The sequence below is a fragment of the Moellerella wisconsensis ATCC 35017 genome (assembly GCF_001294465.1).
Taxonomy (GTDB): Bacteria; Pseudomonadota; Gammaproteobacteria; order Enterobacterales; family Enterobacteriaceae; genus Moellerella; species Moellerella wisconsensis.
The window spans coordinates 1-16,214 of record NZ_LGAA01000014.1; the positions used below are offsets into that span (position 1 = coordinate 1).

The window sequence follows — 16,214 nt, forward strand, 5'->3', positions numbered from 1 at the left end:
GCAGATCCCTTTTTCAGTTGGAATTTCATTTTTTGGGCGACCGTGTAAGCGAGAAATTAACGACTGCATGGCGGCTAATTTTTGAGGTTTGTCAGTAATAGGGATACTGTATTTTTGATCCCTTATCTGCATGTTTTTATATTTAGGATTAGATACATCCCTTATTTCAGTTTTGATAATGAAGGCAACATTATCAATATAAACATGACCTTCTAAAATCCGACCAAAATCTGGTGTTGTAGAGTTTTCGTTACTATCGAATATAACTCCATTATCTAACTTAATTACTTCCTTTAAAAAAGGGGCATCAGATGAATCGATAACTCTTTTATTTTTTAACTCTTCTTCACGCAGCTCAATGCGTTGTTTAAATGCAGGGGGATAAAGAAATTGACTTTCAATGGTCATATCATCGATAGTGATGACCGATGAAAGTTCTTGGGTTAACGCTTTGGGATAATTAAAGGTATAACGACCTAAACAATAGGTGGGTGCATCATCAAATAGGGTGTTAATCACGGCAGAATCCTTGTCATTAAGCGAAGTTGAATAGGTTTTATTCGGTACAGAGCACGCTGCTAAAGCTGCGAATAAAACCAGGCCTAAAAAACCGATAAATTTATTTTTCATCAGGGTTTCACTTCATCCGATTGCAATATGCGACATAAGGAACGCAAGGTGAATTTAATAGCAGGAGACACATTTTTTGTTTTTTTGTACGTTTCAAACTCGGCATCCCCTTTTAATGGGACAAACTGATAAGCGTTCTGATGGTCAACGTTCATTTCTAAAATTTCTTTAAACAGTTCTTTTCTATCTAAATTTATGGAATATTTAGGAACTGTACCGTCACCGCGCCCGCCCTCATAATCCATTGTTGGCGTACTTTTCCATTTATTACTGGATTTGAGTAACGTATACTCACGCTTCTCGCCATACATTTCAGTGGCTCTGCTATCATCAGAGACCCATAACCACGAGGTTTTATCCCTTAATTTCCACGTTACAGTTTCATCTGAGCGGCGGGAGTCTTTTGGATCATCATCATCAAAATATGCTCCGTAAAACTGGTAAGTATTCGTATGATACTTATTGTCCATTTTTTGAATAAAAGGAGCGACTTTCCGTTCAATTATATTTTTATAGTTAATGAAATTTTTTTTGCTAGTAGCATCGTTTTTATCAAGAATGTCTGACTCATACATTCGCCACCACACATCATCTTTAAGATAGATTTCTTCGAACGGATCACCGTTTTGAGGCAATAACAAATCTGTTACGCCATCCGGACTGCCTTTTTCAATCCGTAAGCCACGGTTTCCCATGATTATATTTGGGAGAAGGCAAAAGCTGCATGGGGGCGGGTGATTGAGCCAAGACTGACATCAAGCGTGTGGCACTAGCGCCTAAAACAAGTGACATCGGGAATGAATGTTCTCCAATTTTCATCATTTTATAGGCGGTCGGCGAGCCTAAATCGGGCATCACACCATGCACGATCCCGAGAATTTTATCTTTGTAGGGGGTATCTAATAATTCAGAAGCATAGCGTGAAATCAATCCGCCCATTGAATGGGTCACTAGAATGACTTTTTCATGTCCTTCTTCAAACGCCAGTCCATGGCCAACCCCTCCATTTTCATTAGTGTTATACATCATCAACACGTTATCGATGTAATTTGCGAGTTCTTGCGCAGACTGAGCATTATCTTGTAGCCAGTTATAGCCAAAGACATGAAGTGGAAGCAACAGACTGCGGTAATGAGTTGTTTCTTTAATAGAAAGGGGGTTTTTATCATCATCTGAAAGTTTTTTGCCTAAAATATGCTGGAAAATAGATTTAGAACCCTTACCATTACCTTCAAAATATTCCGTTGCGGCAGCCGCAGAGCCAATACCATCCTTTCTTGCTTGGTTATAATAATCTTCCCATATTAACAACTCTTTTTGTAATTGTTCTAAAGGCTCAGCATAAGAGAATTCCAATGCGCTACCCCAACCCCGTTTTTGACGAGAATTAGCAAAATAAGTCGACTCGTTATCACTATTACTCACCTTTTGGTCAAAATCCGTCACAACCGCGTTAGGGTTTAATAGTTCACGGCGACGTTTTCCTCCGGTCAAGCCCCAACCTAGCGCATCCCATAATTTTAATGCCAGATTACTACGAATACGCCAGACAGATTCTCCCGAATCTTTATGTTTTAAGTTAGACCCCATAATGCCGGGTAAAAAAATAACAGGAACCACTTTGGTTGCAGGGGGATAAAGATGGGCTTTGGCGTTCCGTGATTTATGTTCCGTTGTACACTCCCACGCAACGCGTTTCTTCTCGTCAAACTCACAAAAACGGTGTTGGATATTTTCTATTTGTTCATCCTGATCCATCATATATCCTTTAAATTTTGGTTATGGATTGAAATATAACCTAAATTTTATGAGATAACACTCAAATAATAAAAAATTTACCATAAGACCAATTATATCAAAAACAGTAAATGCTCTGGGGAACCGCCAGAAAATAGACAGGGAGCGGGTGGTGTGTTTTATTGATGATTACACCCAGTCAATAGAATCTGGGCCAATTTTTAAAATCCTTTTTTTATTTGCAAGCATATCCGTATTCATTAACCCAATAATCATTAATGTAATAGAAGTAATAGATGCAATAGAAGCTACGATGCATGCAATAGAATAAACTTGAGTTGTTAAAATATGAGCCATTTTATTTTTAACTGTTCTTTATATGGATATAAATAAAATACTCTTAGCCAGAATATTGTGAAATAATATCTTTTTCATTCAACGGCCTGTCAGAACGCTAAAGCTCAGCAAAATAAACCCTAATACTGCCACTCACTGCAATCTAAGATATAAAATTATAAGATATAAAATTAAAAATATTAATATCGGAAATTCTTTATCAAATACCTTATTATCTGGCATCAAGCGCGCGTTCTTAAGCGGAATTAATGATGTCTTATATTTAACCGGCGGGTTTTAGTCACTTTTTTATCAGGCACATCTGATAATCGCGGGATAAATATAACGCGTTCAGCGCCTCTTGCCAGTAGTTAGACTATTTATGCTTCGCGCCGAACTATTTATGCTTCTCATGCTTCGTGAAATGTTTGGCGCCAGACTGTTTTGGCTGAGATTAGGACACATTCAGTCGTGATCGGGCACAGATCGCGAGCGATTGCGCATCATTGAGCTTGATTAGTGGTGTTGTTGGATGATTTATTGATGGTTTGGCGATCATTTGGGGGGTAACCTCCGCGATTTTTTCGCTGATCCACGCATTATTGACAAAAAATCACGATAAAGCCAAATAAAACGAGGCGAATCGAGGTGAAACGAGGCGAAACGAGGCGGATTGAGGCGAAACGAGGTGAAACGAGGTGAAACGAGGTGAAACGAGGCGGATTGAGGCGGATTGAGGCGAAACGAGGCGAATCAAAATAAAATAAAAGCCTATAAAATCATCGAGTTAAAAACCCCTCTCACGAACGTGCTCATTTTAGTCCGATCCACGGCCAATATGGTGCCATTATTAGCGCTCAGCCGTCGATTTTAATCACTCCGCTCGGTATTAAGCTATTTTTGAAGCCTATTGGGCTAATTAAGGGCTTATCTTGGCGCAATCGCGGTAACGTTCAGGGCAATGACTTATTCAATAGAGATTATCTGGATTTTTCAAGGGCAAGGGGTATCCCCCCTGCCAATCGCGACTTGTGATAAATTATGTATAAACGTAAACTTTAGTGTCTAAATTATTTATAACTAGGAATAATGATTAAAATGCGAACGTTTTTAATTCCGATGATGTGTGTTGCGACGTTGTCAGGCTGTGCGGCGACTGAATATAATTATACCCCCCAATCACATAAAATTAGTGAACCCAAAGTAGGCAGCGTGAATACCGTCACGGTGGGCGATACCTTAATTAAAGACGGCAATATCAGTGATATTGAAGGCATTAAAATCGCCAATCTGATCAAGATAGATATGGCGTATAAAATTATTCCGGGGTTGTTTAAAAAAGTTGGTTCTAATGATCAAGGCGATTTTTACATGCCGACCACCACCATGGATTCTGGATCGGTAGTGGTTGAAGTGCTCGGGCGGCCATGGACCTCGTTATTAGTCAAAAAAGAGGGCAAAACCAATGAGATTTGTGTAGTGAGTGATCTAAAAGTCGCGGTGTGCGGTGACGATGCGCAGATTGAAAAAGTGACTTTAAACGATCCGGACAGCAACTCATTTGAACAAGCACTGATTTTTAATGGTGTAAATGAAGATAAAGTTGATATTAGCTATCAACAAATCGGCTCTAATATTAAGAACCAAAACTTTGGCAATAACATTCAATATAACTTGAAAGAAAGTACTATTATTTCGTATAAAGGGGCGCAATTAGAGGTGCTCAACAGCACGGATACTTCGTTAACTTATAAAGTGATCAGCAATTTCTCAAATAACTAATCGTTATTAGGTGTTTTTTAATTGCGGTATTTAACGGCAAGGGTATTTGATCCACAGATACTTTTGAGATAATTAAATATTGGCGGGGATATTTTTTGGACTATGAAAGGCCGCAGGATAATACATTAGCGGCCTTTTGTAATTTGTTAATTCTGATGTGGATCTCGACATTGCTATCTATATTTATATCTATGTTTATGGTTCATGCCGAGATTAATAACGAAATTGATACTATGGCGCACCCGCCGCCGCATAATTTTAATCGGTAGAGATATTTTTCAGCGCATTTTTGGAGGCGATTTTAGCCGCCTCAATAGAGGCATGCAGCGCCTCATCATCAATCAAATTGGGTGCGCTGGCATCAAGCTCTGCCAGCAAGGTATTTTGCTCATGCAAATAATACAGCAAATCAAATTGTTGCTGTAAAACAAAGCTTAAGATCTCTTTAGCTTCTGGCGGCTCTAGCGTAACAATGGCGTAAATTAGGGCACGACAGTGATCGATCACTTCTTCCAACGTTATCGGGGTGTCGTCAAACATACATCACCCCCGAGAGCCGCGCGGTGGCGTGTAGGCGAGAGTGTACAGTGGTGAATATCGCGGTGAGTAATACGAATAGGCAGAAAAATAGGCAAGGGTAAGTAAGGCAAGGGCGGTACGTCTTCAGATCCATGATGACAACCTCTAATTGATGGTTTAATCTCACCGTCTAGAGCTGCTAATCTTAGAGGTGGTGAGCTGAGTAAGGTTAGCAGACCGGTCAACAGAGAACCCGGCGCATCTTTTCGATGCCCCTATCCAGCCCACCATTGCTTTATTTCAGGTGCCACTGTACCTGCACATAATCACCGCTTGTGCGGTTGTGCGCTCTGTTTTGTTTTTAAGCTGCTAAACTCAGCAACGGATGTGCCGCTGCAACTGCACTATATCCGTGGTATCTCAGTGGTTCAATCCACCGGAGGATAATTAGGATAAATATTTTTGTTTTCGGCGTGTGGTAGGGGGGAGAGATATCATAGAACCTATTAAGGCATGAGTGATATTCGGGGAATGAGAACATCGGGGAATTTTAATTAGGGGGATATTAATAGAGAAAATAAAACGTATTGCCAGTGAATGCGTTAGCATCCGTACTGGCAACAGAAATAGCGTTTTTATATTGACGACTCTTTAATCAGTGCAGCGAAAATAAAAAATATTATTTAAATTCATGCTGAACAGTATTGGCGATGCCTTTCTCCAACGTGACCGGAGGTGTAAAAGAGGTGCTTGCAATATAGTTTGATTTGAACTGGGTTCTAGCACAAAACTTTTTAACGCGAATACTACTAACAGGAAATTCTTTTCCGGTGACTTTAGATAAAATATCAAAACAATAACCGCCCATAATCCCGATAATATACGGGACACGGATATTAGATTTTGGTTTATCTAACGCATGACAAATCACCGTAGTCAGTTCATTCATAGTAAAGTCAGGTTTATCAATATAATTAAATACATGTTTACCTTGCGTAAAGGTGGTAGCAAAATTAATAAACGCTGCCACATTTTCTACATAGGCCATGGATTTTTTATTATTTCCGCTGCCGATCATTAAGAAACGACCAGAGGCAATTTGGCGGAACAGATTATATACATTGCCGCGGTTTCTTTCACCGAACACTACCGTTGGTCGAATGGTTACTAATACATTATCAGTAGATTTTGCTTGCCAAGCATCATAGACATGCTCGGCTTCCAATTTTGATTTTCCATAATCATTAAATGGATGATATTCGCCATCTTCGCCGGTTTCTTTTTCAACAAAACCATAAACAGCCACAGAAGATGTAAATACAATATGCTTTATGCCAAGTTGTTCCGCAACATCACAGACATTTTTAGCGCCACCGACATTAACATCATAATACAGGCTAATAGGATGAACATTATCTTTATGCTCAGCCGATAAGTTAATAATAACATCACTGCCTGTTAACGGCTCAATAAGCGTTTCAGGTTTTGTAACGTCACCAAATTCCCAATGTTCAGGATGGGCTTCACTTTTTCTAATATCGACTATTTTAAAGTCAATGTTTTGAGATTTTAATTGATAAGATAGACGCGTTCCGATAAAACCGGATCCACCGATAATTGTTAGCATAGTTTATCTTCTTTTTTTAAATGCGTTTAAGATATAGTGTGAAAAATAATAAGATGATTTTAATAAAGGTAACTTAAGCTCATTTCTGTATATAGACCATTGCCATGTAATTGCTTTTAATTTATTACCAGATAATGAATCGTCTGAGAGTCTATATTTAGCAAGTGGTTCTTGGATACAAAAAGCATGACGTGATTTTTGTATTATTTGTAGCCACATTACATAATCCTCATGACCAATATTTTTCTGAAAAAATACACCTAAATTTTCTCTATTATAAACACCCGTTAAATTACCTACAAAGTTTGATTTTAGCATATCAGAATATTTTATTACTTCAGAGGCTGTTCTTAATGATTTTATACCAGAGGAATCAAAAGTGGTATAATTTGAACAAACCACATCCCAACCTTCATTGAGTAATTTTAGTTGTGAAGATAGTTTATTAGGTAGCCAGAGATCATCACTATCCAGAAATGCAATATACTTACCATTTGCATTTTTTAAACCCTTATTTCTACTTTCTGCAACTCCTGAGTTTTTATCATTTTCAAGATATATAATTCTAGAGTCATTAAAAGAGAGTATTATCTCTTTAGTTTTATCTTGGGATGCATCATTAATAACATATAAATTAAATGATTTAAAATCCTGCTGAAGAACAGAGTTAATACTATCAATAATAGTTTTTTCTGCATTATATGCAGGCATAATTATAGAAACTAATTCTTGAGTAGTTATTTGAGGCATGTATGGGTTACCTAATTAATTACAGGCGTATGGGTTATCGGTCTTGTTTTCAGTCTGTTGGCAGTATACGATTTGCCAGAAGAATGTTACTGTCAGCTTTAAATGTATTAAGGTCACGATACACTTTTGAGTGGAATGATTCATTATCTTTAAGCACTGGTTTATATATGATGATGTCGATACTTTTTTAATTTATTTTATGGTGCATTGTATCTAGAATCGGCACATCTTTTTTAATAATGCTGTCTAACCACAAAAGTAAAGGCTTATGTGTGTTTAGAGTGCTCACCGACCACAATGTGAGAAGAGTAAAGATTGTCATACAATGCAGGGCCTTCGCGTAAAAACTCCGGCGAGAAAATCACATTGCATTGGTATAGTCAAACTCTTCACGCAGACGTTCGATAAAGTCGACCGGAATGGTTGATTTTACAATAATAGTGGCGTTAGGGGGACTTTTTTACACATCATGGATCACCGATTCAACCGACTGGGTATTAAAGTAGTTGGTTTTTAGGAGTATAATCGGCCGGGGTAGCAACAATCACATAGTCGGTACTAGTATAAGCTTCGATTTTATCTTCTATGGTGCGGAAATTGAGGTTTTTTTTCAGTTAATAACTGCTCAATTTCAGCGTCAATGATCGATGATTGTTTGTTATTCAGTATCGCGACTTTTTCAGCGATAATATCCACTGCCACAACTTCATGATGTTATGACAGTAACATGGCGTTAGATAAACCAACGTAGCCAGTACCTACAATTATAATTTTTTTAAATACTTATTAAATAAAAAATTAGTTATTAAAAGATGAGATGTAATTATTAAAGAAAAAATAATGAAAATATGGATATGTTTTTAATATCTAATATAAAAATATTTTTTATGCACTGTAATTATAGTAATCACTGCATATTTTTATTTTATAAAGAGTAGTTTCTTTATTATATATAGACTTTTTCTTTATAATAAAATACTATGTTTTTAATATAAAGATAGATTGATTTATTTTTTATTTTAATAATGATTTTTCTAAAACATATACAGACGTGATTATAAGTGAAACTATATCTATAAACTATCTTTGTGTTATATAATAATTTCATTTACCATTTGTGGTAACACTTTGATAAAATTGATAGAATACACATTCTTGAATTAAACATAAATTTATTTTTATGAATATATTTAAAATAGTCGTGTGCGTGAATTTGCTTTCTTAATATTCTGAGTAATGACATTTTACTTGAGTCGTTAGAACCATGGATTAGCCTAAAGATATATTCATTAAGATACTCAATATCCTCAGGCTTCAATAAACATGCTAACATATTCAATCTTGAATCTAACCAAACATCATCAAATCTCTCATCAAAGATATAGCTCTTATTGTTAAAAAGAAATTCGCCTGAAGTAATAATTGACGATGTTACTGATATGGAGGGAAATAAATTTTTACTTTCTAAAACAGTTCTTTTTATACTTAGATTACTCTCTAAACCTTCATTAGTTATATTCTTTACTTTTGTAAAACAAATTTTTTTTGATTTTATTTTTTTAAAGAATTCAGGACCTAAAGTAGAAAAATTACAATAATCATCAGCATCCATAAACCAATAATGATCTGACGTAGAGAAATATTTACTATTCATTATTTTATTCAAACTTTCAAGCTGGCCTTGATATGGTTTTTTTCGACCTAAATTAGGCTCTGTGCTTTCAAAAATAAATACATTTATTGCATTGAATTCAGAAATGAAATTTTTCATTAAATCTAGACTGCAGTCAGTTGAGCCATCATCACAAATAAGGATTCTAAATTCTGGCTTATTGACTATAGTTTTAATTTCATTTAATAATTTTTTCAAAAAATTGGCGTAATTCCAATTGAAAATCACTATATTTAACAATGTTAACCCTCTAGTTGAAGTTATAATTTATTTATAAAGATTACTTATTTATATATATTTTCAACTAAATTGCTACTACCAAGATTATTGATGTAGCGAATTCTTTTGAAGTGTATAAAACAAGGTGTAATAATTGTTGATGTAAACTGTTCCCATTTTGAAAGTTTATAGTTAAATTTTAGCTCTTCATATAACATTCCATCAACAAAATAAAAAGTTGAATCATTTTTGAATATATATTTCTCAAAAGATAGTTTCATGCCATATATTTCAATACCTTTAAATATAATGACTCGTCTTTTGTCACTAAGTTTATTTTGAATTTTTTTAAGCGCTAATGGTGTGTATAATAAATGAGCATCAGCTTTCATTACATAATCCGATGTAGCTTTAGAAAATGCAAATGTATAGTATGCTGCTAGTGAATTAGATTCAGATAAATTATTATGATAATTTTCACCAGCAATAGCCAGTCTATTATTGTAAGAGTAGATTTTTATATCACATATATCTCTAAGCTGCTCTTGTAATCTATAGCATATTTCTAAAGACTTATCAGATGAATTATTGTCTACAATAATAATTTCTGTACATATTGGAGCTATAGATGTAACAGAAATTTCTAAATACGTTTCAGCATTTTTAATTCTAAATACAGCAGATAATGTAGGTAAATTTTTTCTATTTAAAATTAAGTTATTTTGAAATTTTCCAACTTGGGAGTCAAACTTTAATCTTTTTTTTGTTTTTTTAAGTCCTAACTTGAATATATTTAAAAATGACATAAAAATCCTTTAATTAAATTTTCAGTTACTAATAAGATAATTTAGTATTTGAATATATACTACCATGATGATTTAATTTTTTTTCATTTAGTATTGAAATAGTGAATATTAATAGCCAAAAGACAGGTTGTAAGTAATCAAATTTACTTTGTAATATAATAAAAAAAATTAATAAATGTATATTATTCTTAATTTTTAATCTTGCCCAAAGTATAAATAACACAAATCCTATGAGACCAAATGAATAATAAAGATTTATAAAGAAACCACTATCTCTAAAACTATAATCGTAGACATCATAACCATCGATAACTATAGGAGAAGATAGTATATTTATACCATTACCAATTAGATGATTATACCAGCTCTGATTTTGTATGATATTTGCTACAACAGTTCTTGTAGCAACCATATTATACTCAGATGTGTTATTGATGCGTTCTAAACTAAATAAAATTGTATAAAAAATAAAAATCAAACATAGACTAATAATTAATGTCTTAAATAATATTGTTCTAAGTTTAGATTTATTGCTATAAAATAAAAGTGATATACCTAATGAAGCTGAACCAATTAAAACACCTGCTGTTGATAATGTTAAGATAGAAACAATAAATCCTAATATTACATAACGGTCAATTTTTTTTATTAAATACAGATAGCAAAAAGTTATCATCGTCATTATAGCACTAGCATTTGATGGCTCAGTAAAAAAAGCAGTTGGTCTTATGAGTCCAAGGGTTTTAAAAGTTAGACTAGTATATCTTGATTCGGACTCGCCAAATGAAAAGATTTTATTAAAATCAATGTAATCGTCAGTTAAAAAATAAGTTAACCACTGTAATAAAATTGTGGCCGCTAATATTATTAAATAATATCGAAATATTTTTACTATATAGTCATAATCAAACTCTCTCAATAGTGATATAAATATATATACTATTGATATATATATCATAGATACAAGATATGTATTTATTTTTAGGGAGTAAAGAGTATATGGTTTTAAAATAATTGTAATAATACCATAAAGAATAAGAATAAAAAGAAAGAAATAATCTCCTATATATAGTTTGGTATGAATAATTTCTTTATATGATAAAAGTAAGCAGAATAAAAACCAGATAATAACTATGCCTAACATGTATAAACCGGAGTTTATTAATGGTATAAGAAGAAGTAATATAAAAAAAGAAATTTTTTTCATGAAAGCTCTGAAATAGATAACTAATAAATTAAGCATTAAAATATTCGCAAAAAACATCATATTAATTAGTTGATTCTTTAATATAAATGATAATTAACCTTTATTTTATATGCATATATAATTTTTTGACTAATATTATTAATCTAAATGCTAGTTTAGGACTTATTGAAAATAGTAAAATTTTCATTTTAAGAGTAAGCGGAAACTCTCCAGTTATAAATTTAACATAATGTTTCCTAAGATAGGATGTGTATTCTTTAACTTCTTTATTATATGTTTTATTATTACTTGTAATATATATGGTGTGTAATGCTATATATGTTGTCATATACTTATGATAAATTATTGATAAATCAAAGTGTTTTGATTTTATGATTTTATTTTTATTTATATTATCTAGAGCACGTAATGCATTAATATATTTAGGTATATTGACAACAGTAGTGGCGCTTTGTTGATTATCTTTTCTATAGTTATAAACTTTTCTACTTCCTACACATATTTTATTGGCTTTTTGAGCTGCATTAATAATGAAATTAAGTCCTTCTCCCATATAGAGTGTTTCTGGAAATTTTATATTATTATCAATTATGAATGTTTTTAAGAATAATTTATTCCAACATCCTATTTCAATTTTACCTGGATAAAGTAATTCCGAAGCTGCTTTTTCAGCACTCCAAATTTCTATGTTATCTATTACTTCATCATGTTCTATGCTTTTACTGGGAAATAAACGACAGTTTTTCGACATTACAAATTCAGCATCACTTTGGATAGCCATGCTTATCATATAATCAACATAATCTGGAGATAAATAATCATCACTATCAACAAAAACTAAATAATCTCCTTTAGATAATTTAATTCCTAGGTTTCGAGCACTACTAACACCATTATTCTTAGTGCGGATAACTTTAATTCGTTTTTCTGTTATAGCAAGTTCTTCGGCAATATCACCCGATTTATCGGGTGAACCATCATCAATTAAAATTATTTCGATATTTTTGTATGTTTGTTCTATAACTGAGTTTACACATTTATGTATAAATAGCTCAACGTTATACATTGGTATTATAATTGAGACTAATTTAGTATTATTCATTATGTTTTTCGCTTATTAAATTTTTTAGTTATAATTAACAAAATTGAGCTGATTTCTTTTTTTTCTTGTTTGTTTAAACTAAGTAAGTAACACATTGGAATATATATAATAAAGCTCAAGATAATTATTAAAAATGTATTTTTATTTGGTATAAATAAGTTGATTGTTATATATAGTAAAATATTAGTTATTATAAATGGAAAAAACATTTTAATGATAACATTTTTTATATACCATAATTTTTTTACTGAAAGTATTTCACTGAAGAACCAAATTTTCATTATCCCAGTGATTATTTCAATGAATACAAGAAGGTATAATACATATAATATTGAAAAATTATAAATAAGTAAAATATATGATAATGGAAGAACAGTTAAAGCTGTAGTACCAATTACCATTTGAAATTTCTTTATGTTTCCTACAGCCTGTATTGCCGGAGTGATACCTACAGTTAGTTGATTTATTAAATTGCAAAATAAGAAAAAAATAGTAAATAACACTACATATTGAGGGATGACACCTAACCATAATTCTATTAGTTTAGGAAGTATATACAGACATGGTATAGTAACTAGAGATACTAGGAAAAAACCAATTTTGCTCGCAGCTACTGAAACATTAATAGCTCTTTCTCTATTAGATTTACCCTCACTTTTCATTATTTGAGGGTTCATGGCCGATAGTAAAGTTTGTGATAAATTTTTTACTTGGCCATTTATTTGAAAGGCTATTCCATAGGCTGCATTCATTTTTGCACCAAAAAATTTATTAATAACTACATTTATTCCTTGGGTATTTAGTACATAACATAAGTTAGTATATAGACTCCATAGTGCGAAATGAGTCATTTCTATTAATAATTTTTTTTCGAATGTTGCTCTCAAATTACATTCACTATATTTATTTTTGCAGTATATCAAGTAACATAAAAATATAAAAAAATTTATACTTGCAATAACTATAGAAAATGCAATTAATCGATACTCTTCTGCTATTATATCCAGAGCAAATGAAAATATTAAAAGTGAAAATGATTTAAAAACTAGAATGAGAGCATCAACTCTAAAGTTTTCATGTGAAATAAGTAAGGCATTAAAGGGAACAGTTAAAATAGTAAAAAATATTGATAATACAACTCCACTATATAAGTAGTAAGTACTAGTTATTAGTTTTTTGTCTATATTTAAAAAATCATCTATTAGATGGCCCATCGAGCTAAACAATATAATCATCATAAAAACACCAATAATAAGGTGTAATAATAAACTATTTTTAAATATTCTACTTAAATTTTCAATATCTCCAGTGCCTTGATGAAAAGATAAATATCGTTGCGTAGATACCGTCATCGCTGAGTTTAAAAAAGTAAGAATTGTAACAATTCCTGTTACTAAAGCGTATATACCATATTTTTCTATTCCTAATGCTTCTATTAAATATCTTACTGTCAGAAGGGAGAAAACGGTTGTACAGAATATTCGCATATAAGAAATTATTGAGTTAAATAAAATTTTTATATCTTCACGCTTAGTATTTTCCATTGGTATGCTTAGATTTTTATAAAACGAAAATATTAAATTTAAATTATAGCCTTTTATATTGGATGGTAATCAATCAATAATTAAAAATTAATTTAAGGCCACGTTTTTATATTAAAGGACAACTTTAGCTAGATAACGAGTTGTATAAATAACTTAATGAGCTGGCTCTCAATTTATCAAGATTGTGTTGTTCCTTTTCCATATTATATATTGGTTGTATTTCTTCGAAAGGCTTATTTAAGGGAACAATACATTGTTCAATATCTAGCTTTTGTAATAGAGATATTTGTCGGTCATCAGCTGTATATAAGCTATCAACTACAGAATATAGCGGTATACCAAAGTTTACTGCGAAAGCCGTTCCGTGGAAAGAGGATGTTACTACATATGATGATTTTTCAAATAATTCGATAAAATCTTCTGCACTTATATCAGCACAGCTTTCGTAGTTAATACCAAATGAACTAGGTATTTTACTGAAAGAATAAATTTTTAATTTTGTTTTTTCTTGAAGTTTTTTTAATATTTCATAAATATAAGGAGTTACATCAAAAGAATGAGTAATTAGATAGAATATAATATAGCCATTATTAGAATATCTGGATTTTCTATTCTTTGAAAATAAAGACCATTCATCTTTACTCATCATTAAGGTTGGATCTAATGTAACATCAGCTTCTTTACCAATAAGTTCTTTTATAATTTTATTACCGCCTGAGTCTCTTATTGATATATTATTATATTTTTTTAAGAGCTTTTTAAATGAAGGTTTATATTTTTCTTTTAATTCATTACCGGCGATACTGGCAGAGAATGATATTTTTTTAGCATTCTCCGGTGCGAAAGCCAGTAAAAATACATCATCTCCTTTTGTATGTTTAGGATTCCAGGTTTGATCGCTTCCTGTAATATAGATATCATAAGTAGGCGGGTTATTTTTAATTTCAGATGGGGTACTATATGTTTTAGATAAATTTAAATACTTATTAACAGCATGGTTTAACTTTATTTTTTTTCTATGTCCTGGTTTAATTCCTAATTTATGAACTATATCAGATATATTTTTTTTTACTCCACTTGTTCCAATGACTCCTTTTTCAAAATGCCATTTATTTGGGAATTCATAATCAATAATCTCGCATTCATATCCTAATTTTTCAATGATAAATTGGGTAGCATATGCTTGTAAGAATGATCCATAGTTAATTACTTTATGCATTGTAACAACACCAACTTTCTTTAATGCTTTATTTTTCATTTTTTTCTTCATGTTAATGCTAAGAATTTATCTTAGTAGGTTATTATTCTAAATAAAAATGGTAAATATATTATGGATGTCTTTTGATCTTATAGTGGATGTGATTTCCATATAAAAAGCGATAATAATGAATATTCAATATTATAAGATTATTTTAAGCAGAAAGATTTCATCTTATTAATCTTTTATAATCTAGCATTTTTTTAAAAAATTTATATAAGTTTTGAACATGAACCTAAGGCTTAAAATCAATTTAGGTACGCTACCGCCACAGGCTTTACAGCTACCTGAGCGCTGGGAGAAACATAAAATTTTATTTTTCTGCCGATTATCGGCATATAAAACAGCGCGGCAAGGATACAGCTTTTTGAAAAAAAATTCCACATTAATAAGCCGGAAATTGAATTTATTGTGTTTGAAAATATTGTTTTTGGTTTTAATATTTCTTTTAAATTCAATGGGTAATTAGTTGCTTGGTTCAAAATTTAGTCTTAAATGATTGATAATGAAAATTAATATTAATTAGGATTAAACTGATACGCAGAGAGAGATTGGCTTACGCCTTTTGGGTGTATTTTTTCGGGGGGATGTGATAGCTAATTGACTAAATGTAGATTTTATCGCTATCACGCGGAGCAGATTACGGCTTAGGTGATGTCAGTTAATTCCGCTCGCTTGGTTTAGCTAAAGCCAGGAGTGTGGGGTATAGATCATCGGATAAAGCTATTATTTGGCAATATCGAAGGTAAATATTATTTATTTGTCTTGAAGGGAAACAGCTAAATATTATTTTATAATATTGCAGTTAAATAGAGTTTTGGTCTATAAAGCGATACACGCATAAAAGGTATGTGTTTATAAAGGTTATGGTATTGTCTCTAATATCCAAGAGGTTGCTGGTTGAATATATTGACAGCGCTTCTGTCGCTCTTCTTTAGCTCTTATATAGAGAACCTTTACTTATTATCGTATCGCGATTATTGCGGGAATAAAAATATCTTTAATTGAGGGGATCGGTTATTGAG

At 32.0% G+C, this 16,214-nt stretch carries 12 protein-coding genes and 2 pseudogenes; 1 reads left to right on the plus strand and 13 read right to left on the minus strand.

Features of this window, described 5'->3' with window-relative positions; genetic code table 11:
* The 3 genes and pseudogenes from M992_RS06355 to M992_RS15440 all read right to left on the minus strand — a co-directional run.
* Nucleotides 1-630 (minus strand): annotated as a pseudogene (locus M992_RS06355) (T6SS immunity protein Tli4 family protein); the annotation flags it as partial.
* Complete coding sequence (locus M992_RS15435) at nucleotides 630-1,325, minus strand: hypothetical protein (RefSeq protein ID WP_248842495.1); 696 nt, start codon at nucleotides 1,323-1,325, stop codon at nucleotides 630-632. The gene M992_RS15435 and the pseudogene M992_RS06355, both read right to left, overlap by 1 nt.
* A complete protein-coding gene (locus M992_RS15440; protein ID WP_248842496.1) occupies nucleotides 1,300-2,391 on the minus strand; it encodes a lipase family alpha/beta hydrolase in 1,092 nt (363 codons plus the stop codon). The genes M992_RS15435 and M992_RS15440 overlap by 26 nt, the downstream gene beginning before the upstream one ends.
* Nucleotides 2,392-3,801: 1,410 nt before the next feature.
* Here M992_RS15440 and M992_RS06365 point away from each other — a divergent pair.
* Nucleotides 3,802-4,485 (plus strand): hypothetical protein, encoded by a 684-nt coding sequence (locus M992_RS06365; RefSeq protein ID WP_053907913.1) that lies wholly within the window; start codon nucleotides 3,802-3,804, stop codon nucleotides 4,483-4,485.
* Between the two features lie 258 nt (nucleotides 4,486-4,743).
* Here the strand turns inward: M992_RS06365 and M992_RS06370 are convergent, their stop codons facing one another.
* The 10 genes and pseudogenes from M992_RS06370 to M992_RS06410 all read right to left on the minus strand — a co-directional run bounded on the left by M992_RS06370 (nucleotide 4,744) and on the right by M992_RS06410 (nucleotide 15,189).
* On the minus strand, nucleotides 4,744-5,025 hold the full coding sequence (locus tag M992_RS06370) for a hypothetical protein (protein ID WP_053907807.1): 282 nt from the start codon (nucleotides 5,023-5,025) through the stop codon (nucleotides 4,744-4,746).
* A gap of 658 nt (nucleotides 5,026-5,683) precedes the next feature.
* Nucleotides 5,684-6,631 (minus strand): NAD-dependent epimerase/dehydratase family protein, encoded by a 948-nt coding sequence (locus M992_RS06375; protein WP_053907808.1) that lies wholly within the window; start codon nucleotides 6,629-6,631, stop codon nucleotides 5,684-5,686.
* A 3-nt stretch (nucleotides 6,632-6,634) separates the two neighbouring features.
* On the minus strand, nucleotides 6,635-7,381 hold the full coding sequence (locus M992_RS06380) for a glycosyltransferase family 2 protein (protein WP_248842497.1): 747 nt from the start codon (nucleotides 7,379-7,381) through the stop codon (nucleotides 6,635-6,637).
* A gap of 208 nt (nucleotides 7,382-7,589) precedes the next feature.
* A pseudogene (locus M992_RS15600) lies at nucleotides 7,590-8,110 on the minus strand (UDP-glucose 6-dehydrogenase family protein); the annotation flags it as partial.
* A gap of 379 nt (nucleotides 8,111-8,489) precedes the next feature.
* A complete protein-coding gene (locus tag M992_RS06385; protein ID WP_261796769.1) occupies nucleotides 8,490-9,281 on the minus strand; it encodes a glycosyltransferase in 792 nt (263 codons plus the stop codon).
* 56 nt (nucleotides 9,282-9,337) lie between these two features.
* A complete protein-coding gene (locus M992_RS06390) occupies nucleotides 9,338-10,078 on the minus strand; it encodes a glycosyltransferase (RefSeq protein ID WP_053907810.1) in 741 nt (246 codons plus the stop codon).
* A 28-nt stretch (nucleotides 10,079-10,106) separates the two neighbouring features.
* On the minus strand, nucleotides 10,107-11,285 hold the full coding sequence (locus M992_RS06395) for a hypothetical protein (protein ID WP_147638163.1): 1,179 nt from the start codon (nucleotides 11,283-11,285) through the stop codon (nucleotides 10,107-10,109).
* A gap of 100 nt (nucleotides 11,286-11,385) precedes the next feature.
* Nucleotides 11,386-12,387, minus strand: a complete 1,002-nt coding sequence (locus M992_RS06400; protein ID WP_053907812.1) for a glycosyltransferase family 2 protein — start codon at nucleotides 12,385-12,387, stop codon at nucleotides 11,386-11,388.
* Nucleotides 12,387-13,931, minus strand: coding sequence for a lipopolysaccharide biosynthesis protein (locus tag M992_RS06405; RefSeq protein WP_053907813.1), 1,545 nt, complete (start codon nucleotides 13,929-13,931; stop codon nucleotides 12,387-12,389). The genes M992_RS06400 and M992_RS06405 overlap by 1 nt, the downstream gene beginning before the upstream one ends.
* Before the next feature lie 124 nt (nucleotides 13,932-14,055).
* A complete protein-coding gene (locus tag M992_RS06410; protein WP_053907814.1) occupies nucleotides 14,056-15,189 on the minus strand; it encodes a polysaccharide pyruvyl transferase family protein in 1,134 nt (377 codons plus the stop codon).
* Between the last annotated feature and the right edge of the window lie 1,025 nt (nucleotides 15,190-16,214).

What these genes read in the sequence shown, in the direction of transcription:
- M992_RS06375 (WP_053907808.1), bottom strand. Translation starts at nt 6,631, where the DNA reads ATGCTAACAATTATCGGTGGATCCGGTTTTATCGGAACGCGTCTATCT.
- M992_RS06395 (WP_147638163.1), bottom strand. Translation starts at nt 11,285, where the DNA reads ATGAAAAAAATTTCTTTTTTTATATTACTTCTTCTTATACCATTAATA.
- M992_RS15435 (WP_248842495.1), bottom strand. Translation starts at nt 1,325, where the DNA reads ATGGGAAACCGTGGCTTACGGATTGAAAAAGGCAGTCCGGATGGCGTA.
- M992_RS15440 (WP_248842496.1), bottom strand. Translation starts at nt 2,391, where the DNA reads ATGATGGATCAGGATGAACAAATAGAAAATATCCAACACCGTTTTTGT.
- M992_RS06400 (WP_053907812.1), bottom strand. Translation starts at nt 12,387, where the DNA reads ATGAATAATACTAAATTAGTCTCAATTATAATACCAATGTATAACGTT.
- M992_RS06370 (WP_053907807.1), bottom strand. Translation starts at nt 5,025, where the DNA reads ATGTTTGACGACACCCCGATAACGTTGGAAGAAGTGATCGATCACTGT.
- M992_RS06410 (WP_053907814.1), bottom strand. Translation starts at nt 15,189, where the DNA reads ATGAAAAATAAAGCATTAAAGAAAGTTGGTGTTGTTACAATGCATAAA.
- M992_RS06365 (WP_053907913.1), top strand. Translation starts at nt 3,802, where the DNA reads ATGCGAACGTTTTTAATTCCGATGATGTGTGTTGCGACGTTGTCAGGC.
- M992_RS06390 (WP_053907810.1), bottom strand. Translation starts at nt 10,078, where the DNA reads ATGTCATTTTTAAATATATTCAAGTTAGGACTTAAAAAAACAAAAAAA.
- M992_RS06380 (WP_248842497.1), bottom strand. Translation starts at nt 7,381, where the DNA reads ATGCCTCAAATAACTACTCAAGAATTAGTTTCTATAATTATGCCTGCA.
- M992_RS06405 (WP_053907813.1), bottom strand. Translation starts at nt 13,931, where the DNA reads ATGGAAAATACTAAGCGTGAAGATATAAAAATTTTATTTAACTCAATA.